Source organism: Paenibacillus sp. RC73 (assembly GCF_044908085.1).
Taxonomy (GTDB): domain Bacteria; phylum Bacillota; class Bacilli; order Paenibacillales; family Paenibacillaceae; genus Paenibacillus; species Paenibacillus terrae_A.
In genome coordinates this window covers 326,837-350,436 of record NZ_JBIYCV010000007.1, presented here as the reverse complement: position 1 = coordinate 350,436, position 23,600 = coordinate 326,837, and the positions used below count along the sequence as shown (strand labels likewise).

General features: G+C 47.7%; 19 protein-coding genes and 1 tRNA gene. 2 read left to right on the top strand and 18 right to left on the bottom strand.

The features are described 5' to 3' along the window. Positions 1 to 25: 25 nt before the first annotated feature. The 14 genes from hemB to ABH897_RS18855 all read right to left on the bottom strand — a co-directional run bounded on the left by hemB (position 26) and on the right by ABH897_RS18855 (position 17,643). Positions 26 to 1,024, bottom strand: coding sequence for a porphobilinogen synthase (hemB, locus tag ABH897_RS18920; protein ID WP_283653006.1), 999 nt, complete (start codon positions 1,022 to 1,024; stop codon positions 26 to 28). A gap of 45 nt (positions 1,025 to 1,069) precedes the next feature. Beyond that, entirely contained in the window at positions 1,070 to 2,623 is a 1,554-nt protein-coding gene (gene cobA / locus ABH897_RS18915) for a uroporphyrinogen-III C-methyltransferase (protein ID WP_404592554.1), read from the bottom strand. Between the two features lie 4 nt (positions 2,624 to 2,627). Then, positions 2,628 to 3,554, bottom strand: coding sequence for a hydroxymethylbilane synthase (gene hemC / locus ABH897_RS18910; RefSeq protein WP_404519656.1), 927 nt, complete (start codon positions 3,552 to 3,554; stop codon positions 2,628 to 2,630). 1 nt (position 3,555) lies between these two features. After that, a complete protein-coding gene (locus ABH897_RS18905) occupies positions 3,556 to 4,203 on the bottom strand; it encodes a precorrin-2 dehydrogenase/sirohydrochlorin ferrochelatase family protein (protein ID WP_404592553.1) in 648 nt (215 codons plus the stop codon). An 8-nt stretch (positions 4,204 to 4,211) separates the two neighbouring features. After that, entirely contained in the window at positions 4,212 to 5,039 is an 828-nt protein-coding gene (gene ccsA, locus ABH897_RS18900) for a cytochrome c biogenesis protein CcsA (RefSeq protein WP_404519653.1), read from the bottom strand. Positions 5,040 to 5,055: 16 nt separating this feature from the next. Beyond that, positions 5,056 to 6,450 carry a glutamyl-tRNA reductase gene (hemA, locus tag ABH897_RS18895; RefSeq protein WP_404592552.1) on the bottom strand — a complete coding sequence of 465 codons (1,395 nt, stop codon included), beginning with the start codon at positions 6,448 to 6,450 and terminating at the stop codon, positions 5,056 to 5,058. Positions 6,451 to 6,713: 263 nt separating this feature from the next. Continuing rightward, on the bottom strand, positions 6,714 to 7,328 hold the full coding sequence (yihA, locus tag ABH897_RS18890; RefSeq protein WP_044645655.1) for a ribosome biogenesis GTP-binding protein YihA/YsxC: 615 nt from the start codon (positions 7,326 to 7,328) through the stop codon (positions 6,714 to 6,716). Between the two features lie 18 nt (positions 7,329 to 7,346). Then, positions 7,347 to 9,683, bottom strand: a complete 2,337-nt coding sequence (gene lon / locus ABH897_RS18885; protein ID WP_404592551.1) for an endopeptidase La — start codon at positions 9,681 to 9,683, stop codon at positions 7,347 to 7,349. A gap of 111 nt (positions 9,684 to 9,794) precedes the next feature. Continuing rightward, positions 9,795 to 11,522: an ATP-dependent protease LonB gene (gene lonB, locus ABH897_RS18880; RefSeq protein WP_283653014.1), complete on the bottom strand. Its 1,728-nt coding sequence runs from the start codon at positions 11,520 to 11,522 to the stop codon at positions 9,795 to 9,797. Positions 11,523 to 11,750: 228 nt separating this feature from the next. Further along, a complete protein-coding gene (ispG, locus tag ABH897_RS18875) occupies positions 11,751 to 12,869 on the bottom strand; it encodes a flavodoxin-dependent (E)-4-hydroxy-3-methylbut-2-enyl-diphosphate synthase (protein ID WP_283653015.1) in 1,119 nt (372 codons plus the stop codon). A 110-nt stretch (positions 12,870 to 12,979) separates the two neighbouring features. Then, entirely contained in the window at positions 12,980 to 14,236 is a 1,257-nt protein-coding gene (gene clpX / locus ABH897_RS18870) for an ATP-dependent protease ATP-binding subunit ClpX (RefSeq protein WP_025684004.1), read from the bottom strand. Between the two features lie 12 nt (positions 14,237 to 14,248). Continuing rightward, a complete protein-coding gene (gene clpP, locus ABH897_RS18865; protein ID WP_044645652.1) occupies positions 14,249 to 14,839 on the bottom strand; it encodes an ATP-dependent Clp endopeptidase proteolytic subunit ClpP in 591 nt (196 codons plus the stop codon). Positions 14,840 to 15,250: 411 nt separating this feature from the next. Further along, a complete protein-coding gene (gene tig / locus ABH897_RS18860) occupies positions 15,251 to 16,564 on the bottom strand; it encodes a trigger factor (RefSeq protein WP_404592550.1) in 1,314 nt (437 codons plus the stop codon). A 143-nt stretch (positions 16,565 to 16,707) separates the two neighbouring features. Next, positions 16,708 to 17,643, bottom strand: a complete 936-nt coding sequence (locus tag ABH897_RS18855) for a hypothetical protein (protein WP_404519647.1) — start codon at positions 17,641 to 17,643, stop codon at positions 16,708 to 16,710. Positions 17,644 to 17,877: 234 nt separating this feature from the next. On the opposite strand from ABH897_RS18855, the gene ABH897_RS18850 reads away from it, so the two are divergent. Both ABH897_RS18850 and ABH897_RS18845 read left to right on the top strand, forming a co-directional pair. Beyond that, positions 17,878 to 17,951: transfer RNA gene (locus ABH897_RS18850), tRNA-Arg, on the top strand. A gap of 223 nt (positions 17,952 to 18,174) precedes the next feature. Next, positions 18,175 to 18,939, top strand: coding sequence for an exodeoxyribonuclease III (locus ABH897_RS18845; RefSeq protein ID WP_283653018.1), 765 nt, complete (start codon positions 18,175 to 18,177; stop codon positions 18,937 to 18,939). 89 nt (positions 18,940 to 19,028) lie between these two features. Here the strand turns inward: ABH897_RS18845 and ABH897_RS18840 are convergent, their stop codons facing one another. The 4 genes from ABH897_RS18840 to ABH897_RS18825 all read right to left on the bottom strand — a co-directional run bounded on the left by ABH897_RS18840 (position 19,029) and on the right by ABH897_RS18825 (position 23,512). Then, on the bottom strand, positions 19,029 to 20,375 hold the full coding sequence (locus ABH897_RS18840) for a GH1 family beta-glucosidase (protein WP_404519644.1): 1,347 nt from the start codon (positions 20,373 to 20,375) through the stop codon (positions 19,029 to 19,031). Between the two features lie 23 nt (positions 20,376 to 20,398). Further along, entirely contained in the window at positions 20,399 to 21,217 is an 819-nt protein-coding gene (locus tag ABH897_RS18835) for a carbohydrate ABC transporter permease (RefSeq protein WP_283653019.1), read from the bottom strand. Continuing rightward, positions 21,217 to 22,110, bottom strand: coding sequence for a carbohydrate ABC transporter permease (locus ABH897_RS18830; protein ID WP_137059973.1), 894 nt, complete (start codon positions 22,108 to 22,110; stop codon positions 21,217 to 21,219). Before ABH897_RS18830 ends, ABH897_RS18835 begins: the two co-directional genes overlap by 1 nt. Positions 22,111 to 22,183: 73 nt before the next feature. Next, positions 22,184 to 23,512: an ABC transporter substrate-binding protein gene (locus ABH897_RS18825; RefSeq protein WP_283653020.1), complete on the bottom strand. Its 1,329-nt coding sequence runs from the start codon at positions 23,510 to 23,512 to the stop codon at positions 22,184 to 22,186. Positions 23,513 to 23,600 lie beyond the last annotated feature (88 nt).

Genomic DNA, 23,600 nt, shown 5'->3' with positions numbered 1-23,600 from the left:
CACTCCTGTCTTCTGGAAGATACGTTTATTGCTTCAACCATCTTGCCGCATCCTTGGCGGAATAGGTAATAATCATGTCTGCACCTGCGCGCTTCATGCTCGTCAGAATCTCCAGCACCATCGCTTTTTCATCAATCCAGCCTTGAAGAGCTGCCGCCTTGACCATCGCGTATTCACCGCTGACGTTGTAAGCCACCATAGGCAGATCAAATTGATCCTTAATCGTGCGCATCACGTCCAGGTACGAAAGGGACGGCTTCACCATCAGCATGTCCGCACCTTCCAGCACGTCGGATTCTGCTTCTCGCAATGCTTCACGCGCATTGGCAGGGTCCATCTGATAGGACTTGCGGTCACCGAATTGCGGTGCAGAATCTGCCGCTTCCCGGAAAGGCCCATAAAAAGCAGACGCATATTTGACGGAATACGACATAATCGGAATATGCGAAAAGCCTTCCTCATCCAGCCCTTGTCGAATCGCCTGCACAAAGCCGTCCATCATATTGGATGGCGCGATAATATCAGCGCCCGCTCTCGCCTGGGAAACGGCTGTACGTACCAGCACCTTCAGAGATTCGTCATTCAGCACTTCACCACATACCTCACCATCATGCTCATGCATGTGGACCATACCGCAGTGCCCATGATCCGTAAACTCGCACAAACAAGTGTCAGCCACAACCAGCAGCTCGGGATAACGAGACTTGATCAGACGTGTAGCTTCCTGAACAATACCATCGTCAACAAAAGCCGAAGTACCCAAGCTATCCTTCGTCTCTGGAATGCCAAACAGGAGCACAGCAGGAATGCCAAGCTCACTAATTTCTTTCAGTTCTTCTTCCAATTGATCCAGAGAAAATCGGTACACACCCGGCATGGAGCTGATTTCCCGCTTCACTCCTGTACCGAATGTTACATAGATGGGCTGGATAAAATCAGCTGGATTCAATACCGTCTCACGTACCATACTGCGGATAGCAGCAGATTGACGCAAACGGCGATGTCTGGTAAAAGGAACACTCATGATTGCAAACCCCCAGTTTTTATACATTCATTTGGTGAAATATAATTATGATGTCACAGCGCTTGATTGTTTCCAGTCACATAGCGATTGAATCAGGCTTTCAATAGTTGCCTTTTCCGCCATGAAGCTGACGGTCAGGCCCGCTTGGGTCGCTGTTTCTCCGGTGAGAGGACCAATCACAGCGATCGTCACTCCCTCCAGCAGCGACAGCGGATCTTCGACTCCCATCTGCCTAAGTGCTTCCAGAAAAAAGGTTACTGTTGAGGAACTGGTAAAAGTAATCGCATGGATGGCACGTTCCTCAAGCAGCTTGAGTAGTTCATCATCCTGTGCGTTTGCCGCCAGCACGGTTTGATACAAATCGGCCTCGGTCACCTCAAGTCCCAGCTCTCTCAGCTTCTCCGGCAGCCAGGACCGAGCGAGATCGCCTCTTGGCAGAAATACGTTCTGCCCTGCCTGCAAATCCTGCTCAAACGCTTCGAGCAAGCCCTCTGCCTGAAAAGGGCCTTCAATCTGCTCCGCTTCAATTCCGTGCGTGCGAAGTGCCGCCGCTGTAGCCGGTCCGACTGCAGCAATACGCGCCTTAAATAGCGAACGTACATCCTTGCCTTGTTCCTTCAGATGAGTGAAAAAGTATTCCACTCCGTTAACGCTGGTAAAAAACACCCAGTCGTATTCAGGCAATCGTGCAAGCGCCTCAGTAATTTGCCGTTTCGTTGGCTCGTCCGTAGGGACAACCGTCTGGATGACGGGAAATTCATAAGGCTCGCCGCCAAGCTCTTCAATCCGATGAACCAGACTGCTGGCCTGGGCACGCGCACGTGTAACCAAAATCCGCTTGCCGAACAAAGGCATATCCTCAGCCCATTTTAACTGTTCACGCTGATTAACCACTTCTCCGACGACGATAACGGCGGGAGGCTGAAAATTCGCGGCTTTCACCTTGGCCTCAATATCTGCCAGCGTACCCACCAGTGTATCCTGCTCCGCCCGGGTTCCCCAACGGATTAAAGCAACGGGTGTGCTTGGCGATTTGCCGTGTTTCATCAGCTGCTCACTGATATAGCCGATCTTCGCTACACCCATCATAAAGATCAGTGTACCCGTTGCGTTCGTTACTTTATCCCAATGAATACTCTTGTCGAGCTTGTCCGGACTTTCATGCCCCGTAATGATAGACAGCGATGAGGCCATATCCCGGTGTGTAACCGGAATGCCCGCATAGGCGGGTACGCTGATTGCTGAAGTGATGCCAGGTATAATTTCATAGGAAATACCGTGTTTACGCAGCAGTCCGGCTTCCTCTCCAACCCGACCAAAGATGGTGGGGTCTCCCCCTTTGAGCCGAACAACCGTTTTTCCTTCCAAGGCCAAGTCCACCAGCAACTGATTAATTTCCTCTTGCTTCATGGTGTGACGATCCGGCAACTTGCCAACATATATTTTTTGGGCACCTGGCTTCATCAAACCCAAAAGGCGAGGACTTGCCAGTCTGTCATAGACAATAACATCACCCAGTTGAATGCATTCCCAGCCCTTGACTGTAATCAGTCTTGCGTCACCGGGTCCTGCGCCTACTAAATATACCTTTCCTGCCATTTCATTACCCCCTCACCTGCGCCAGAATCTGTTCCGCTCCTTTGGCGATCAAGCTGGCCGCCACCGCTTCTCCCAACTTTTGCGGATCATTTCCCTGGAGCGTTTCCTTCAAAATAACTTCGCCATCCGGCGAGCCTACCATGCCCGTGAGGCGGATTTCCTGGTCAGCCCAGACTGCGTGAGCCCCGATTGGCACCTGGCATCCCCCATTCAGCACGCCCAGGAAGGTTCGTTCTGCCGCAACCGTAGCCGAGGTATCCTCGTCGTTGTACAGGCGCAGCAACGCCAGCAACTCTTCATCGTCTGCACGGCACTCAATACCGAGCGCTCCTTGTCCGACTGCTGGCAAGCAGGCTTCCTCCGGTATATAGGACGTGATTCGGTCTTTCCAGCCCATACGGTTCAAACCTGCCGCAGCCAAAATAATGGCGTCAAATCCTTCAGTCTCCAGCTTTTTCAGGCGGGAATCAATATTACCGCGCACAGGCTCCAATTGAAGATCCGGTCGTAATGACTTGATCTGGCTGGCTCTGCGCAGGCTACTTGTGCCGACCTTTGCCCCTTGCGGCAGGTCCTCCAGGCTCTTGAATCCCAGGGTAACGAGACAATCCCGCGGGTCCTCCCGACGCGGCACCGCGCCGTTCACTAGCCCTTCTGGCAATTCTGACGGCATATCCTTCATACTATGTACTGCCATATCAATTTCACCAGCCAGCATGGCCTGTTCAATTTCTTTGACAAACAGCCCTTTGCCACCCACCTTGGACAACGTTACATCCAAAATCCGGTCGCCCTTGGTCAATATTTTTTTTACGACAAACTGCATATCCAGCCCATGCTCCGCGCACAACGCGTTCAAATCCTCGATGACATGCCCGGTCTGAGTTAGCGCAAGCGCGCTCTGTCTACTACCTACCACAATTGTTCGCATGCTATTCCTCCTGATTTTGCGCAATCCATGTGTCTATCTCTTCTTGAGTCCATGCAGTAAATTCCTGACGTCGTATTTGCTCCAAAATTCCGCTACTCGCCAAACGTCTCAGCAGTTTCGCCCTTTGCTGCGGGGAAGATACGATACGTTTAATCGCTTGCCGCATATCGTACATGAAATCCAGATACGGTTCGTATTCCCTACCAAACAGCGTATCCAAAGCCGATGTAATTTCGGACGTAACAGCCGGACCTGCACCTGCGGTGGATACACTGATCGTTAGCCTGCCCCGCCGGATGATGCCCGGCGTTATAAAGTCCGCCTCTTCCGAACGGTCCGCCACATTTACCAGTATACCCCTTTGTCCGGCCTCATGCGCAACCGTATCGTTCACATCTCTCCGATCGGTCGCCGCATATACAAGAAAGGCTCCCTGGAGGTCACCCTCGCAGTATACGCGATTTACCCAGTGGAGCTGCTTATGATCGGCCAGAACCTGTAAATCCGGCGTTATATTCGGACTGATGACGGTTATGAACGCCCCGCTTTCCATCAGTCCCTTTACCTTGCGTTCCGCTATCCTTCCGCCGCCCACAATACAACAGATCTTATTTTTACAATTCAGCGAAATCGGCACAAAATGTTGCAAATGGCCATTCACTCTCCCGTCCACTGATGAAATACAGACCAGGAATTCAGCAAAAAGTTGAGAATCAATAGCGTGTAGCCCACCAATGCCCATTTTGCCATCACGAGGCCCGACTTCTGATTGAATCTTTTGCTCACTAAAAATACAATATACACGCACAGGGCTATCGCTGTCATCAATACTTTAGTATCCAGTAGCAGACGCCAGCGTTCTTCAGCAATAATAGAAATGACGGCAACTACAATGGAGACCCCAAGCAAAGGAGTACCAATCAACAGCGCCATATGGGTATACCGATCCATCATTTCCAGACTTGGCAGACGCCGGATCGTATCACTCCATTTCTTGACTTTCAATTTACGATGCAAAAACAGATAAAGCCCCGAAAATACAGCCGCTACTGTCATGGCTACAAAGCCAAGATTGGCCAAAGCGATATGGATGAGAAGCAGCCCATATACCGTATGCCAACTTCCAAGCGGACTGTTGGTGGGCTCCATCCATATATTATTGAGCACAAGAACTGCAAAACTAATAATATTAAGCAGCAATACCGCAAATTCCGACCGCTGATAGCGTGACAGCATTAAAGAAATCAGGACCAAAATAAATGAAAACAGAAATAAAAAATCGTAGGTCACGAAAATAGGAAGATGTCCTTCGTTCCAGGTTCTCATTCCCATATATATAAGCTGGAGCACAAGAACGACAGCAAGAAGCCCTGTACCTGTCCGTTTGGCACTCGCATTACGGCGAATGCCATCCGAGAATACAAACAGAAGGCTCAGGGCAAAAACATAAATCATCGAATCATATATAAGCGTGCTTAAAGCCACGTCCACTCACCCGCCTTTACAGGCCAGCCGGCGCAAACGACGCTGGCGAGGATTGGGCCTGACCGGATTTTTCATGAATACCGGCCTCCGGTTTCATTAACGCGGATGCATCGCTTTTATCTACTTTCTGAGCGGCGTCCTCCAAACGATCCTCCAGAGCAAAAATGTGGCTAAACAGTTCAAGCGCCTCATTCCCCTGCTTTTGGACAGCCAGTTCCTTCACCGAATTGATCGGATCATGCATCATCTGGTTCAGCATGCTTTTCGTCAAACGGCTAATCACTTTGCGTTGTCGTTCATCCAACTCGGGAAGCTTGTTGAACAAGCTTTCGAGCGTATCCTGATGCACGGACTCTGCTTTTTCCTGTAAAGCACGAATCACCGGACGCACTCCCATCGTTTTTAACCATTGATAAAACTCGCCAAGTTCCCCTTCGATCATATGCTCAATTTTGGCAGCCTCTGTACGACGCATTTCCAAATTACTCTCCACGATGCCTTCCAGATCATCAATATCGTAAAGAAAAACATTCTGCAATTCGCCAATAGCCGGGTCCAAATCGCGTGGAACCGCGATATCAATCATAAACAAAGGCCGGGACCGACGGCGTTTCATACTGGCTTCAACCCGCTCCCGATCCAGAATATATCCTTGTGCACCTGTCGAGCTAATGACAATGTCCACATCCGCCAACCGATTCATACCTTCCTCCATCGTGACCGGCGTTCCGTGAAACTTGGAAGCCAAATCTTCCGCTCTGGATAAAGTCCGGTTCGCCACAATGACCTCGGCTGCTCCCCCGCTGTACAAATGCTTAACGGTAAGCTCGCTCATTTTACCCGCACCAAGAATCAGTACCTTCTTATCGGTAAACATCCCGAAAATCCGTTTGCCAAGCTCAACTGCTGCATAGCTGACGGATACGGCGCTTTCTCCAATGGACGTCTCCGAATGGGCACGCTTGCCCAATGTGACGGCCTGCTTAAACAGCATATTAAACCACGTTGCCGTAATTTTCTGGGATTGAGCCTGAAGAAAAGCGTTCTTCACCTGTCCCAAAATTTGTGTTTCTCCGATCACCATAGAATCCAGGCCACAAGTCACACGGAACAAATGCCGAATGGCCTGCTCGTCCTCATATATATATAGATGCTGTGTAAATTGATCGCGGGGAATACCGAACCATTGCTCCATAAAACTGCGTATGAAATAACCGCACATGTGAAGGCGGTCCACCACGACATATATTTCAGTCCGATTGCAGGTTGCGACAATTACGCCCTCCAACACACTTTTGGTGAGTTTGAGTTGTTCCAGCGCTTTTGGTAAATCTTGTTCCGCAAATGTAAAACGCTCTCTGACTTCCACAGGCGCCGTACGATAATTCAACCCAACAGCGACGATGTGCATTGCAAGTTCACCTGCCTAAACTGTAATAAGAATAACCACTGTTATCATAAACTATGTTAATTATATCACAGAAGTCCGAATCTCCTCCGGCTGTTTTATGAATTGTTTATGAAAATTGGATGGCAAACTCCAACATCCAAAATATTCTCTATCGTTTGATATAGTTTGAACCAGTCTTAAAACAAATAACCATGGAATAAATCCATGGTTATTCTTCGCATATATCTTTTCCGATAGAGCGCCCTCCATGGACGTCCTTCTTCTTAGATTTCCGGTTGTTCCTCGTCTTCGTCGTTCTCAATATAGCTGGAGATGACCGACCATAGCTCATCCTTACCCATGCCTTCTTCAGATGAAAAGGGGATAAACAAACCCCCAGGAAGTATTCCGAGTTCCTGCTTGATTACTTTATAATGCTTCTCCCGCCGTGTTTTGGGGATTTTATCTGCCTTCGTGCCTACAACGCATACCGGGAGTCCGTTATGGCGTAACCAGTCATACATCATGATATCATCCTTAGACGGTGGATGACGCAAATCGACCATTTGAAGCACCAGCTTGAGCGGCTCCCGTTCCAGCAAATACGACTCAATCATTTGTCCCCAGGCTTTACGGGACGTTTTGGATACCTTTGCGTAGCCGTAACCCGGAAAATCGACGAAATAGAGATCATCATTAATCCGGTAATAATTGAGCTGCTGTGTTTTCCCCGGCGTAGAACTGGTGCGCGCCAAGTTTTTACGGCTAATCAACCGATTAATCAGTGACGACTTCCCTACATTGGAACGCCCCGCCAGAGCAATCTCTGGCAAAGCGTCCACAGGGAACTGATCGGGGCCAACCGCGCTAATAATAAATTCTGCTTTTGTTACTTTCATTGTGTCCTTAATTCCTCTCTAATGTACCCTTGCCTGCTCAACCAAAGCATGCTCTAGCACCTGATCCATATGGGCAACGGGAACAAATTCAACATCCTGCCTAATACTGTCGGGAATATCTTTTAGATCCCGTTCATTATCCTTGGGAAGCAGAATTTTTTTGTAGCCTGCCCGGTGGGCTGCCAGCGACTTCTCTTTCAATCCGCCAATAGGCAATACGCGGCCGCGCAGGGTAATTTCACCCGTCATAGCCACATCCTTGGATACATGACGGTTGGTCAGCGCTGAAATCAACGCTGTAGCAATGGTAATCCCCGCCGATGGCCCATCCTTCGGAATCGCTCCCTCCGGAATGTGGATATGAATATCATTTTTCTCATAAAAGTCCGTAGCAATGCCCAGCTCAACCGCTTTGGAGCGAGTATAGCTAAATGCTGCCTGCGCGGATTCTTTCATAACGTCTCCCAGCTTACCTGTAAGAATCAGCTTACCGCTGCCGGGCACGACCGTCACTTCAATCATCAGCGTTTCACCGCCGACCTCTGTCCACGCCAAGCCTGTAACCATACCAATCTGGTCTTCCAGCTCCGCTACACCGTAACGGAATTTGGCGACGCCTAAATAATCCTTCAGATTATCCGGTGTAATTCGAATCGGGCCTTCTCCGCCGGATACCACTGACTTCGCAGCCTTGCGGCACAGAGAAGCCATTTGCTGTTCGAGATTCCGCACGCCGGATTCACGGGTATATTCGCGGATGACACGCAGCAGCGTATCCTCCCCGATGTCCAGTTGCTCCTCTTCCAAACCATGCTCTCTCTTCTGCTTGGGCAGTAGATAACGATTGGCGATTTCGAGCTTTTCCAGCTCGGTGTAACCCGGAATGTACAATGTCTCCATCCGGTCCATCAGCGGACGCGGAATGTTGTGCGCAGCATTGGCTGTCGTCACGAACATCACATTGGACAAATCGAAGGGCAGCTCGACAAAATGGTCACTGAACGTATTGTTCTGTTCGGGATCAAGCACCTCCAGCAACGCCGCCGAAGGGTCACCTCGAAAATCAGAAGCCATTTTATCAATCTCATCCAGCAAAAAGACTGGATTAGACGTTCCTGCCGTCTTCATCCCCTGAATGATACGCCCTGGCATCGCGCCCACATAAGTGCGGCGATGACCACGAATTTCCGCTTCATCCCGCACGCCCCCGAGCGAGATGCGGACAAATTCCCTCCCCATGGACTTGGCGATGGAACGAGCCAGCGAGGTCTTGCCGACCCCCGGTGGCCCTACGAGACACAGAATCGGACCCTTAATGGTCTTCACCAGTTTGCGTACAGCCAGATACTCCAGCACCCGCTCCTTCGGCTTATCCAGTCCATAGTGGTCATCATTCAGTACCTCTTCAGCCTTGACGATATCCAGATCATCATCCGTGAACTTGTTCCATGGCAAGCTTAACAGCCAATCGACATAATTACGGATAACCCCGCCCTCGGCAGAGCTTGCAGGCATTTTCTCCAGACGGTCGATTTCCTTCTCAACCTTCTCCTTCACAGGAGCGGGCAGTTCCAGTTCACTTAGCTGATTGCGCAGTTCTTCTACTTCTCCCGCGCGACCTTCCTTCTCGCCAAGCTCCTTCTGGATCGCCTTCATTTGCTCACGCAGGTAATACTCCTTCTGCGTTTTCTCCATCTGTTTCTTCACGCGCTGGTTAATTTTACGTTCCAGCTCCAGTACCTCACGCTCGTTATTCAAAATATCCAGAAGCTTCTCCAGACGTTGAGTTACGTCGATCGTCTCCAGTATATCCTGCTTCTCCTTGATTTTGAGCGTTAGATGGCTTGTAATCACGTCAGCCAGCCGTCCGGGCTCCTCAATGTCGGATACCGCAGCGAGAGTTTCGGGAGTTACCTTTTTGGACAAGTTGATATAATGCTCGAACTGGGTCAAAACAGTACGCATGAGCGCATCCGTCTCGGGATGCACGTTTTCTGCCTCATGCAGCTCCTTTGCCAGTACCTCGTAATATTCCTCATTGTCCGTATATTGAATAATCTCGGCACGTTCCAGCCCTTCCACCAGCACCCGAATCGTTCCATTGGGAAGCTTGAGCATCTGGCGCACTTTGGCTACCGTGCCGACTCTAAAAATATCCTCTTGTGCGGGTTCTTCAATATTTACTTCTGATTGAGAACACAGGAGAATCAAATTATCTTCAACCATCGCTTTTTCCAAAGCCTTGACCGATTTTTCCCGGCCCACATCGAGATGCAGCACCATGCTCGGGTAGACGAGAAGTCCTCTTAAAGGCAGCAAAGGAAAACGACGACCTTTTGTCTTGTTGGGTCCCATCGCTTTCGCACCTCCAGTGATTCTCAGGTTCCGGATTTTACAATCCTTCACGTTGTTATCTTTCATATTTTATCAAATGTTTTATGAAAAAACCAATGAAAGGGTAGTTCATTAGCAAGATCCTGTGTCCGATATCGTCCCGTTATGCGTCCCATCGGCCTGCAACAGGGAAGATTGGGATGGGCGAAAAGTCTCAATTGGTGTGTGCACAGGTAAATCTGACGTCAATTCTTCTCCAAATACGTGCCGGAATACTTCCGTAACCGACTGCACCGGAATGACTTTCAAGCCTTCAATACTGTCAAAAAGAGACTGCCAGTTGTCCTGAGGAATGATCACCTTTTTAGCTCCTGCCTGAAAAGCAGCCTCAACCTTCGCTAATACGCCGCCAATCGGTTTGACACGACCGTGAATGCTGACCTCTCCGGTCATCGCAATTTCGTGATCCACCGGAATTCCCCGCATTGCGGAAGCAATAGCCGTTGCCATTGCAATACCTGCCGACGGGCCATCTACTGGTGTTCCTCCGGGGAAATTAATATGCAAATCGTAATTTGACGGGGACAATCCGAGCGTACGCAAAACGGTCAATACATTTTCTACAGAGCCTTTGGCCATACTTTTACGCCGCAGCGTGCGGGAGCCGCCGCCAATCTCTTCCTCATCCACCACACCCGTAATATTATAGGTTCCCTTTCCCGCAGGAACCGGAACTGCTGTAACCTCAATCTCCAGCAGCATGCCCATATTCGGGCCATATACGGCCAAACCGTTAACAAATCCGATTTGTGGCAGACCCGGTATTTTCCGGTCAGGACGCGGTTGAATTTGGCTGCTGCCTGCTACCCATTCCACATCCGAGGCGTTTAGACGTTCCCGTTTCTCCGTAAGTGCCAATCCGGCAGCAAGCTGAATCATATTGACGGCTTCCCGGCCATTTGTGGCGTAGCGCTGTACAACTTCAACCGCCTCCGGGCAAGGACCAAAGCCCAGCTTGTGGACGGCATCCTCAGCAATACGGGCAATTTCCTGCGGCTGAAGGGCACGAAAATAAATTTCCATGCAGCGGGAACGAATGGCAGGCGGCAGCTCGTGCGGCGAACGGGTCGTCGCACCTACCAAACGGAAATCGGCAGGCAAACCATTTTGGAAAATATCATGGATATAAGCAGGAGTATTCGAATCCTCCGAGTTGTAGTACGCGCTCTCCAGAAATACTTTTCGGTCCTCCAATACTTTCAACAGCTTATTCATCTGTGTGGGATGCAGCTCGCCAATTTCATCAATGAACAGCATGCCGCCATGCGCCTTCGTTACAGCTCCGGGCTTGGGCTGTGGAATACCCGCCACTCCCATTGCTCCAGCACCTTGATAAATCGGATCATGCACCGAACCAATTAACGGGTCTGCAATACCCCGCTCGTCAAAACGGGCAGTCGTCGCATCAATCTCCGTAAATTTGGCGTCTCCCTTGAACGGGGAGGACAGGTTTTTCTTAGCCTCTTCCAGCACCACACGCGCAGCAGCCGTCTTGCCCACTCCCGGTGGGCCATAAATAATAACATGCTGTGGATTCGCACTGCATAACGCTGCCTTGAGCGCTCGCAATCCGTCCTTCTGACCGACAATATCCTGTAATGTGGCAGGACGAGTGCGTTCAGCCAGCGGTTTGGTTAATGAAATGGAGCGCAGTTTGCGCAGCTTATCCAGTTCCTTGCGGGATTCCCGGTCCACTGCGCTGCGGTTCGTCTTTTGGCTCCGCAAAAGGTTCCAGAAATATAGACCGATGACAATCCCAAAAAACATTTGCACCAACAACAAAATCATAGTAAAGTCCATCGTATTTCCTCCGTTTCTCATCTCAGCATTTTGAAAAATGCCGCTAAAATGCCGTCTATGAAAAACAGTATTTCCTTTTCCCCAATAGCTAAACGGCAGTCTTCCAAAAGATCAGAGAGAAAATACAAAAACACCGCGAAGAACAGTTCTGTAGCAGAGCTGCCCTCCACGGCGTTTAAATGATGGTAATATAATATGATTATTCCTCTTTATGGGAATCGATTTTACCTATACCTTCTCGGCTGTATGACGTTCCTCGCGACCCGGAATTTTACCCGTCTCTTCATACGCCTTGACGATGATGTCAATTTCTTTTTTCAATTCGTCAACCATGTCAGCCTCGGGAACTTTGCGAATCATTTTTCCGTAACGGAACAGAAGTCCTTCCCCGCGCGCTCCGGCAATACCGATATCGGCTTCCTTAGCTTCCCCCGGGCCGTTCACCGCACAACCCAGTACCGACACTTTAATCGGCACCTTGAGTTTTGCAATATAATCTTCGACTTCGTTGGCAATTGAGAACAGATCAATATCCAGACGTCCACAAGTCGGACAGGAAATCAAAGTCGCAGCATTCGTGATCAGCCCAAAGGTTTTGAGCAGTTCCCGCGCAACCTTCACTTCTTCCACTGGATCGGCACTCAGCGAAATACGCATGGTCGAGCCAATGCCCGCTGCCAGCAAGGCACCCATTCCCGCTGAACTCTTAACGGTTCCGGTAAAGAGGGTACCCGCTTCGGTAATACCCAGGTGTAGCGGATATTTGATGATTTCGGCTGCCTTCGTATAAGCAGCAATCGCCATAGGTACATCAGATGCTTTCAGCGACACGATAATATCGTGAAAATCAAGCTCTTCCAGTATACCGATATGATACAGTGCGCTTTCTACCATCGCTTCCGGCGTAGGATAGCCGTACTTATCCAGCAAATGCTGTTCCAATGACCCGGCATTCACACCAATCCGAATCGGAATTCCCTTTTCCTTGCATGCCTTAACGACAGCTTCCACTTTTTCACGACGACCAATGTTGCCAGGATTGATACGAACCTTGTCAATTCCGTTTTCAATCGCCAGCAAGGCCAGCTTGTGGTTAAAGTGAATATCCGCTACGAGCGGAATATGGATCTGTTTTTTGATTTCCTTAATGGCTGCGGCAGCTTCCTCATTGTTGACGGTGACCCGTACAAGTTGGCAACCCGCCTCTTCCAAACGGAGAATTTCAGCGACAGTAGCTTCCACATCTGCTGTTTTGGTCGTACACATGCTTTGGATGATGACTTCATTGCTGCCGCCAATCGTCAGATTCCCGACTTTAACGGGACGTGTGTCTTGTCTTAAGAACATGTACTTTTCTCTCCCATTAACACCAAACCTCCACCCCATAAAACCTCATATGGGTTTAGTGAAGTGGAGATCCGGCTTCTCATGTTTTAGAGATCGCGAAGTATCAATCCTTAGGCGCTCTCTTCTTGTTTTTTATCCTTATCTGTACCACCGAGTTCCGGTGCGATTTTATCTTTTACAACTTGCTCATTGATGACGCAAGTCGTGATATCATCACGGGAAGGAACCTCATACATCACATCCAGCATAATGCCTTCAATGATCGCACGAAGGCCACGGGCACCCGTGTTACGCTTGATGGCCTCACGGGCAATGGCTTCCAGAGCATCTTGCTTAAACTCCAAAGTAACATTATCCAATTCGAGCATCTTCTGATACTGCTTGACTAATGCATTTTTGGGCTCAGACAAAATACGAACCAATGTGTTCTCATCAAGCGGCTCCAGCGTAGAAATAACTGGCAAACGTCCTACAAACTCCGGAATCAGACCGAATTTCAAAAGATCTTCAGGCAACACCATAGAAGTATATTCGCCCGGTTTCAAATCCTTTTGATCTGTAGTGGCATTGAAGCCGATGACTTTCTTGCCAACACGACGTTTGATCATTTGCTCCAGACCGTCAAAGGCACCGCCGCAAATGAACAGGATGTTGGTGGTATCAATTTGAATGAACTCTTGATGAGGATGCTTACGACCACCTTGTGGAGGTACAGAAGCAACCGTGCCTTCCAAAATTTTAAGCAAAGCCTGCTGCACACCTTCACCCGATACGTCACGCGTAATGGACGGGTTTTCGGATTTGCGGGCTACTTTATCAATTTCGTCGATGTAGATAATGCCGCGTTCAGCTTTTTCCACATCATAATCGGCAGCTTGAATCAATTTTAGCAAAATGTTTTCAACGTCTTCGCCCACATAACCTGCTTCCGTAAGGGAAGTGGCATCTGCAATGGCAAAAGGAACGTTCAAGATTTTAGCCATGGTTTGCGCAAGCAACGTTTTACCTGAACCTGTAGGTCCGAGCATCAAAATGTTACTTTTTTGCAGTTCCACATCATCAATTTTGTTCTGCGTATTAATACGTTTGTAGTGGTTATATACCGCTACGGACAACGATTTTTTTGCTTGATCCTGACCAATTACATATTGATCCAGAATGTCACGGATTTGCATTGGTTTCGGAATGTCTTTCAGATCTACTTCTTCCTCATGACCCAATTCCTCTTCCACGATTTCTGTGCACAACTCGATGCATTCGTCACATATATATACGCCCGGTCCAGCAACTAGCTTGCGAACCTGATCCTGAGATTTACCGCAGAAGGAACATTTCAGTTGTCCTTTTTCATCATTAAATTTAAACATAGAGCCACCCCTTTACAGATTAATCGGTCTAGACAGCACCTGGTCAATGATGCCGTATGCTTTTGCCTCTTCCGCTTCCATGAAGAAATCCCGGTCAGTATCACGTTCGATTTTTTCGAGGGGCTGACCCGTACGCTCGACATAGATTTGATTCAGCTTGGCACGCGTTTTGAGAATCCAGTCCGCATGGATCAGCATATCGGAGGCTTGCCCCTGAATGCCACCCAACGGCTGATGGATCATAACTTCGCTGTTGGTAAGCGCATATCTCTTGCCTGGCGCACCCGCTGTGAGTAGCAAAGAGCCCATACTTGCAGCCATGCCTACACAGATCGTCGATACGTCTGGCTTAATGAATTGCATTGTATCATATATACCCATGCCCGCAGTTACAGAACCGCCCGGCGAGTTAATGTACAAATTGATATCCTTCTCCGGATCTTCCGCAGAAAGGAATAATAGCTGTGCAATGACGAGATTGGCGACATCGTCATCAATCGGGCCACTCAGGAAAATAATGCGATCCTTAAGCAACCGCGAGTAAATATCGTAAGATCGTTCTCCTCGATTCGTTTGTTCCACAACCATAGGGACGAGACTCATCACGACCAACCTCTTTTCTTTATTGAAATGAACACCAGTATTCATCCACTTCCTTAAGTCCCATTAAAACGGAAGCGGCAAGCATGAAACGGGAACACCTTACAAAATATTTTAACATGTTCAGAGTCTCGTGTCATATTTGCATCCGCTCATATATGCAGTGCGGGCTGTTATACAACGTGCTTAGCCGAGACCTTCTCATATTTAACCATGTTTCGTATGTATGTGCAAATGTACAGCAGTGACTTATGTACAACAATAAAGCGCAACTCACAGAATTTTCCATAAAAGACTAAAATATGGATTTCCCAAGGTAAAAATAAGGCACGTAACTTTCACTACGTGCCTTATCCCTATCTAATTGCTACGTTGCAACCTGTTCGGCATACCCCGTATATTTTATCGTTTGAATTACTCGGCAGCTTCAGCTGGCGCTTCAACTTCTTTGCTGTTTTCCAACAACAAAGCGATCGTTTTGCGCAGTGAAATTTCTTCTTTCAGGTTTGCGAACGAGCCGTTACCTTCCAGAATACCGCGAATTTCTTCAACCGAACGTTTGTAAGCTTCAGCCATGTTTTTCAGCTCTTCATCAATTTCCGCTTCGGAAACTTCGATGTTTTCCGCTTTAGCCACTTGCTCCAGCACAAGATTGTTGCGTACACGCTTCTCAGCATCCACCTTCATTTGCGCTTCCAGATCTTCCTGGCTTTGGCCGGAGAATCCGAGGAACATTTCAAGATTCATGCCTTGGCTACGCAGACGGTTGTCAAAATCGCGAACCATGTTTTGCACTTCACTTTTGATCATCGCTTCAGGAATGTCGATTGTTGCGTTCTCAGCAACCTTCTCCACTACCGCACCCTCACGGGCAGTTTTAGCTTCATTTTCCTTACGCTCCAGCAGTTGCTTTTTCAAGTCTTCCTTGAATTCAGCCAGTGTATCAAATTCACTTACGTCTTTTGCAAATTCATCATCCAGCTCAGGAAGAACTTTGCGTTTCAGTTCATGAACTTTCACTTTGAAGACTGCTTGTTTGCCAGCGAGATCAGCAGAATGGTAGTTCTCAGGGAACGTTACTTCAACGTCCTTGGAATCGCCTGTATGCAAACCGACCACTTGCTCTTCAAAGCCAGGAATGAACGTATTGGAGCCCAGCTCCAGAGAATACTTCTCAGCTTGTCCGCCTTCGAATGGTACACCATCCACGGAACCGTCGAAGTCGATAATAGCCGTATCGCCGGATTGTGCAGCATCTTCATCAACGACAACCAGCTCGGCATGACGTTGTTGCAAACGCTCCAGCTCTTGAGCCAGCTCTTCGTCAGTTACTTCGAGTTTGCTTACAAGCACTTCTACACCTTTGTACTCACCCAAAGTCACTTCAGGCTTAACAGTAACCTTGGCTTTGAATTTGAAAGATTCGCCTTTAGCGAATTGATCAATTTCAACGTCAGGGCTGTCTACCGGGAAAATATCCGTTTTTTCTACAGCTTGGCTGTAGGCTTCTGGCAGCAGGAAGTCAATTGCATCCTGATACAAGCTTTCAATACCATAACGCTTTTCAAAAATAGGACGTGGTACTTTACCTTTACGGAATCCTGGTACACTTACTTGTTTAGCCACTTTATTAAAAGCTTTGTCGAGTGCAGCGGCTACACGATCCGCGTCAACCTCAACTTCAAGAACCCCAAGGTTCTTCTCTATTTTCTCCCAAGTTGCTTTCATTTTATGCTTTCCCCTCCAACAAAATCTTCACTTAGTTTTCATACGATCAACGCACACAAAATAACCACTATAGTATATCTAACATTACTATCTTTTTCAAGGGCAGCTCCTTGAATGACTTCACAGGTAAACGTTTCCGGCCGTTATGGAGTGTTCATTCCCGCCGCTACGAATAGACGCATCGACCGATATACCTGCTCAAAACGGAAGCGCAATGCATCGGTAATGCCATATATAGCACGGGTTTCTTCCTCGTCCTTGTTGCCACTCAGACTCTCCGATACCGTCTGATGGAGTGCTGCCGCCCAAATATCCGGCATCCCGTCCTCCTCCACCAGCATTGACCTGTAATCTTTCGTACCGTACACCGCCATCACAAACTGCGACCATAGCTCCTGCGCAAAATAGAACAGCGTAGGCTCATGCACTTCAGTCTGATCGGCCACCCGCTCCAGAATACGCATAATCGGTTCAGGAAATTCATCCGGCCGCAACGGAATAGACTCAATCTCGATTTCTGCCTTCTCATCTCCCCGGCTGATTTCGATCGTCCCTTCCATTCCGCGTCGTCGTAGTGTCTGCAAAACACGGAATTGAAGCAGAGGGTGGATTTCCCGTTCCTTAATCCAGTTAAGCAGCGCATCGTCGATTTCTGGCAGATCCAGATAAGACAGTTGTTCCAGCGCTAAAATCGTCTGTTCCGACAACGGTTCATCCATAGCCATATGTAGCAGCTTGTTGCCGTAGCCTGCATCCTGCTCCTGCTTGAAGCGCGCATGTTGGCGAGCCAGCTCTGCTTCATTGACCTCATCTTCTGCCGTAGCGTCCGTGTCCGCCCCTCTGTCGGCATACTGTGGAAATGCGGCCTCCAGCCATTGTAAAAGGGCCTCCCACTCTTCGTATTGCTTCTGTTCCTGTCCCTGACACTGCATCAAAAAACGCAGCATCGCCATCGCCTCTCCGTAACGCTCGTTTTCAAGCATTACAGTGAGTTGAATTTGATAGTAATCCAGTGTCTTCGGAAACAAAACAATATTATTTTCTTTTGTCGTCACCTTGGAGTCCTTTATTAAAGGCACCCCCTCTCCACCGCAAGCTAAAGTATTTGTAGATTATATGAGAAACAGCGGCCGAAGTCCAACCTCTCGTCTTCCACATATTCACCTGTATTCTAACATACCCTTTTATGAGGCAAAAAAAACGATAGCTACTTTGATTTTTATGCTAAAGAAAGCCTGAATACCGGATATATGCGAAATAAAGCTTGAATCTTTTTTATCCATGTGATATATTAATCTTCGCTTGAATTTTATGTCCCAGTAGCTCAGCTGGATAGAGCAACGGCCTTCTAAGCCGTCGGTCGGGGGTTCGAATCCCTCCTGGGACGTTATCGTGAGAAGCTTCCGTAAGGGAGCTTTTTTTCGTTTCACAACCCCCGCACAAAAAAATATATTCTATTCTAATGTAGAAAAGTTCGTATCCACTTCAAAAAAACGCTGAGAATGCTATCATCTAATGTTAAATATTTTCCGACGAGCATGAACTGACGAAGTGCCACAGAAATAAAGCAGTATGCTTACATGTTTGGTACGGCAAGGGAGAATTAATAAATGAAAATCATATCTTGGAATGTTAATGGCTTAAGAGCCTGTGTGACCAAAGGATTTTATACTTATCTAAAAGAAACGAATGCTGATATTTTTTGCGTACAGGAAACCAAGCTTCAAGAGGGACAAATCCTGATGGAGAATATGGAGGAATACACACAGTACTGGAATTATGCCGAGAAAAAAGGATATTCTGGCACCGCTATCTTCACCAAAATCAAACCTCTTTCTGTGCATTATGGACTTGAAGAAAATGGGGAACCTGAAGGCAGAACCATTACTTTGGAATTTGAGAAATTTTATCTGGTTAATGTATATACTCCGAATACCAAACGGGATTTGACCCGACTGCCATACAGACTGGAATGGGAGGACCGTTTCCGCAGCTATCTGCAACAGTTGGATGCATTGAAGCCTGTCATTGTTTGCGGAGATTTGAACGTGGCTCATCAGGAAATTGACCTGAAAAATGCGAAAGCCAACCACGGAAATGCCGGATTTACGCCTGAGGAACGTGACAGAATGTCGCAGTTGCTGAGCGCTGGATTTATAGACACCTTCAGATACTTTAATCCTGACAGGACGGATGTTTATTCCTGGTGGTCCTACATGCCGAAGGTGAGAGAACGGAACATCGGCTGGCGGATCGATTACTTTCTCGTCTCGGACAGACTTCGCCCGCTGTTGATAGATGCAAGCATTGATTGCCATATTACGGGCAGCGACCACTGCCCTGTTATACTGGATATGCAAGATATTTCAGCATAGTCCCCCCTTACACAAAAATTTATGCAGTCTTAAAAGCCGTCATGCTCTGTTATTGCAGCATGACAGCTTAAATTATAATGATAATCTGTTTAAAACCCGTTATTCGCCATCACTTGCTTGAACCACAGCGCACTTTGTTTGGGTGTCCGTTCCTGCGTTTCGTAATTAATATGTACAATACCGAAACGTTTGCTGTAGCCCCAAGCCCATTCAAAGTTATCAAGGAATGACCAGACAAAATAGCCCTTGAGCTGCCCTCCCTCCCCGATGAAGCGATGGCATACCTTTAAATGCTCCTCAATGTAGCGCTGACGTCCAGTGTCCTCAATCTTCCCATCCATCAATTCGTCCTTCATCGCTGCTCCGTTTTCCGTAATCAGAATGGGCAAGCCCTTGGTAAAATCCTTCTCAATCCGAGTTAGCAGCTTATAAAAGGATTCGGGGTGAATCTCCCATCCCATATCCGTTACCGGTTCCTCGAAGCGAACCTGCTCTGCCTGAAGCAACGAAGCGTCTGTAGCCGCTCGAATGACGCTGCGGGCGTAGTAATTGATGCCCAAAAAATCCCCCGGCTGCTGAATCAGCTCCATATCACCAGGCTGTACAAAATCCAAGCCGTTCAGATACGCCCCGTACCATTCCACCATATCCTCTGGATATTTCCCGTTAAACAACGGCTCGGCAAACCAACGATTGATAAAGCCATCTCGGCGGACGGTAGCGGCTACGTCCTCAGGTCGCTCAGAAGCAGCATCCACATGTTCCATGTTCAGTGTAATGCCTATCTTACCTGTCAGACCCTTTTCCTTGTGCAAATGGATGGCAATGCCATGACACAACAGGACATGGTGAGCGGCAGTAAAGGCTTCGTTCCAGTTCTCATGGCCGGGAGCATGTTCACCTGTACCATAGCCCAGGATAGAGGCACAATAAGGCTCGTTGATCGTGTTCCACCAGTTTATGCGTTGTCCAAACCGATCCATGATTACAGAGGCATACGTCATAAAATGCTGGATAATCCTTCGATTTGTCCAACCCCCCTCGTCCTCGATCCACTGCGGAAGATCCCAGTGATACAGTGTCAGCATCGGAATTAGCCCGGCCGACTCAATCTCATCCAGCAGGCGCTCATAGAAGAGTAATCCCTGTTCGTTAACCACGCCGGGTGCAGGAATAATGCGCGGCCAGGCCACGGAAAAACGGTAATGTAGAAAGCCAAGCTGCTTCATTAACTGCACGTCTTCCTTAAAGCGGTGAAAATGATCACAAGCCATATCTCCGCTGTCATCGCCTATCACCTTCCCGGGTGCTTGACAGAAAGTATCCCAAATGGAAGACGTTCTTCCTCCCTCAGCTACACCACCTTCAATTTGATAAGAAGAGGTCGAGGTTCCCCACATAAAAGTGGCTGGAAATAAAAAGGTATTCTCACTCATACTTGGTATCATCCTTTCAGGATTTAAGACTTCACGGCTCCGGCCATTGCACCGCCAACAATAAAGCGCTGGAGGAAAATATACAAAATAACCAGCGGTAGTGTAACAATCAGGATACCGCAAGCGAGCAGCGGCCAGTTGTTCATGTATTGTCCGTAGAAGGAGAACAATCCCTTGGTCACTGGCTGATATGCGGGATCAGACAAATAAATGGTAGGACCTATAATATCGTTCCACGCCCCGATGGCTGTCAAAATAATGCCTGTGGCCAACACCGGCTTCATCAGCGGTACAAGAATCGTAAACAAATAGCGGGAATATCCGCACCCGTCCATTGCAGCCGCTTCATCCAGCTCACGGGAGACAGACTTGATATATCCCACAAACATCAGGAAGGCAATACCGGTACCCGTTGTTTTTAACAAAATAAAACCAAGCTGGGTATTGTAAAGTCCCAGACTATTAATGAGAGCAAATTGCGGAATCAGCGGGTTCGGAAGATACATGGATATCAGGAAAAACACATAAAAGAAGGTGCTGAACTTAACGTATCCCCGCGCCAATGGAAAAGCTGCAAACACGGATATCACCAACGTTAATAGCGTAGATACGCCCGTATACAAAATACTGTTCCACATGTACTGAGAGAAATTCCCTTTTTCCCAAGCATCCATGAAATTCTCCAAGCGCAGACTCTTGGCTATAGCCACAGGATCAATCAGATACTCACTTTGAGTCTTCATCGATACATTAAAGAGGTAGAATAGCGGGAATAAATATAACGAAAGCATGAGCAGTACGATGATGTAGCTCAGTAATTTTGTTCCTTTGGTACTGCTCATTACATTTCCACCTCTCTTCTGCGCAAGTAATACAGAGCAATCATCGACACCGTAAATACGAACAGGAACTGGATCATAGCTACTGCGGAAGCAAGGCCGTAATCCGACGTCCCGGAGCCGAAGGCTGTTGCATACACATCAAACGCAAGTGTCGTCGTGTTGAATTTACCACCTGTCAGCACATAAATAATGTCAAAGGTTTGCAATGCACCAATAATGGACAGCAGCATATTGACTGTAAAGGACGGCGCAATCATCGGAAAGGTAATGTTTTTGAACGCTTTCCACCCAGAAGCGCCATCCATATACCCTGCTTCATATAAATCATTGGGAATGGATTGGAGTCCGGCTAAGAAAATAGTCATCGAGTAACCCATGTACATCCAAATTTGCACAAAAATAATCAGTTCAAATGCAATATCATAGTCCCCGAAAAAGTTGGAGCTGGTTCCAAAAAAGTTCATCATGGCTTGCGCAGGACCGCCAAGCGGATTGGCAATCAGCTGCCAGATCAGTCCGGATACCGTTACCCCAAGCACAACGGGCAGGAAAAATACAGCGCGGTAAAACACATCACCCTTGAGCTTTTTATTAATAATGACGGCCATGAACAGCCCTACTGCATTTTGAATCACAACCACAGCTACGGCGAAATATAGGGAACGACCAATAGATGCGATTCGATCTCCAGAATCGGAAGAGGTAAAAAAGGTCATATAATTCTCGAATCCAACAAAATTCCACGTTTGTCCCGGAACCCCTGAAGCATTTGTAAAGGAAAACAGTACGGTTACCATTGAGGGACCAAAGCCAAGAAGCAAATAGAGCAGCACCGGAATACTCAGCAAAAGATACGGCATTAACCGGGCCGCACCCTTTCCGAAGGGATACATGGGCCTCACACCTTTTTACATTATTATGGGAGCTTTACAGTTGCCAATTTGCGCTCATGTAAAACCTTTTGATTTATTTAGGGGCTGCCGCATCCCAGTCTGCCTGGGATTTTTGGGCAAGCTCCAAAGGCGTCTTTAGCGGACCGGCAGGCGTCAGAAATTCAGCATGTACGCTGGCATCCTTAATGTACTGTCCAACATTCTTACGATTGATAAACAGCTGATCCCAAGAGAGCTTGAAGTTCTCCAGTGAGGGCTGGATTTCATTAACAAATTCACTACTTATCTTCACATCAGGCTGTGTCGGCAAAAATCCGGCGGCGTTCACAAAATCCGTATAGTTCTGCTTTTCGGAAAGCATTTCAAGCCATTTGATCGCATAATCCTTGTTTGGCGACTTTTCCAATACCATCCATGTCATATCGTACTTGCCTGCAAGGTTCTTATTTTTTGCCGGATCATTGCTGCCTGGAATCGGGAAATAACCAAATTTCATCTCTGGATTGGCTGTCTGGATCGTCGTTGCATCCCACGTGCCATCTGCAATCATAGCTACACGCCCTGTAGCAAACAAGCTTGGCAGGGTTCCATAGTCAATCCCCATAAATCCACCAATGGCGTTGTTCATCAAAATTTGTGTTTTTTCCAGCACCTCAAGCTGGACGGGATCTGTCAGCTTCGTCTTCCCTGTCCACAGCCCTTTAATATATTCCAGCTGATCATCATGGATAGAGGCTTGAAGCCCTTGGACTGCAAGATTAATAGGCCAAACATCCTTACCGCCGAAACCAATCGGTTCTACGCCGTTGTCCTTGAGCACCTTCATAACATTTACCAGCTCATCCCAAGTTGTGGGCACAGCAAGATTATATTTTTCAAAAATCTCTTTGTTATAGAACAGACCTGTAAGTGCCACCTTACCCATATTTACACCGTATACCTTGTCCTTATAGGTCATGGCATTTTTGACATCTGTAGGATTATAGTTTTTTATAAAAGCTTGATCCGACAGATCGGCTATTAGTCCTCCGTCAATCCATTGCTTCCACATCGGATCAGCTGCTCCCTTGGACCATTCCTGCGGAGCGCCTACGAAGCTGAATTTCAGAGGAATAATGTCTGCATCACCGGATGAACCAGCATTCATACGTGTTTGCATCAGTTGATCATACGTTGAGTCAGCAGGAACTGTCGTATACTCTACCTGAACATCTGGATACTTCTCTTCAAACTTTTTATTAAATTCCTTTATATAGTTATTAATATTTTCCTGTTGCCAATGAATAATCTTTAACGTGACCTTCTTATTCCCCTCCTGTGCAGTTCCGCTACCTTTACCGCAAGCGGCCAATACCACGATTAAAGCGGTTACAAGAAGTAAAGAAAAACTCTTTTTTAGCATTGCAGAATCCCCCCATAACATTTTAGAATACATACATCCACACATTACGAAAGCAGTTTCGTTGTTTACATTTACCATTATGTAACGA